1 protein-coding gene is annotated in these 1161 nt (G+C 64.3%); it reads right to left on the bottom strand.

Annotated elements, in window-relative coordinates:
• A partial coding sequence (tuf, locus tag CFB24_RS22255; protein ID WP_088522788.1) for an elongation factor Tu occupies positions 1 to 1157 on the bottom strand: 1157 nt, incomplete at its 3' end.
• Positions 1158 to 1161 lie beyond the last annotated feature (4 nt).

Genomic DNA, 1161 nt, shown 5'->3' with positions numbered 1-1161 from the left:
GTGCGGCCGCCTTCACGGATGGCGAAGCGCAGCTTCTCTTCCATCGCGATCGGAACGATCAGCGACACGTCCATCGAAATGTTGTCGCCCGGCATCACCATTTCCGTGCCTTCCGGCAGCGTCACCACGCCGGTCACGTCCGTGGTGCGGAAGTAGAACTGCGGGCGATAGTTGGTGAAGAACGGGGTGTGGCGGCCGCCCTCTTCCTTGGTGAGGATGTAAGCCTCAGCCTTGAACTTGGTGTGCGGCTTCACGGAGCCGGGCTTGCACAGCACCTGGCCGCGCTCCACGTCTTCGCGCTTGGTGCCGCGCAGCAGGCAGCCCACGTTGTCGCCCGCCTGGCCCTGATCGAGCAGCTTGCGGAACATTTCAACGCCGGTCACCGTGGTCTTCACCGTCGCCTTCAGGCCGACGATCTCGACTTCCTCGCCGACCTTGACGATGCCGCGCTCGACGCGACCGGTCACCACCGTGCCGCGGCCCGAGATCGAGAACACGTCTTCGACCGGCATCAGGAAGGGCTGGTCGATCGGGCGCTCCGGCTGCGGAATATACTCGTCCACCGTCTTCATCAGCGCGAGAATCGCCTTGGAGCCGATTTCCGGATCGCCGTTGTCGAGCGCGACCTTGGCCGAGCCCTTGGTGATCGGAATGTCGTCGCCGGGGAACTCGTACTTGGACAGCAGCTCGCGCACTTCCAACTCGACCAGCTCAAGCAGTTCCGGATCGTCGACGAGGTCGACCTTGTTCAGGAACACGACGAGCGCGGGCACGCCGACCTGGCGGGCGAGCAGGATGTGCTCGCGGGTCTGCGGCATCGGGCCGTCGGCGGCCGAGCACACCAGGATCGCGCCGTCCATCTGCGCCGCGCCGGTGATCATGTTCTTCACATAGTCGGCGTGCCCGGGGCAGTCGACGTGAGCGTAGTGGCGGTTGGCCGTCTCGTATTCGACGTGCGCCGTCGAAATGGTGATGCCGCGGGCCTTTTCTTCCGGCGCCTTGTCGATCTGGTCATAGGCGGTGAAGGTCGCGCCGCCCGATGTCTCGGCCAACACCTTGGTGATGGCCGCCGTCAGCGAGGTCTTGCCATGATCGACGTGACCGATGGTGCCGATGTTGCAGTGCGGCTTGCTACGCGTAAATTTTTCCTTGGCCATGGCC

The organism is Rhodoblastus acidophilus, assembly GCF_900187365.1.
GTDB lineage: Bacteria > Pseudomonadota > Alphaproteobacteria > Rhizobiales > Beijerinckiaceae > Rhodoblastus > Rhodoblastus acidophilus.
This window is presented reverse-complemented; position numbering and strand designations above follow the sequence as displayed.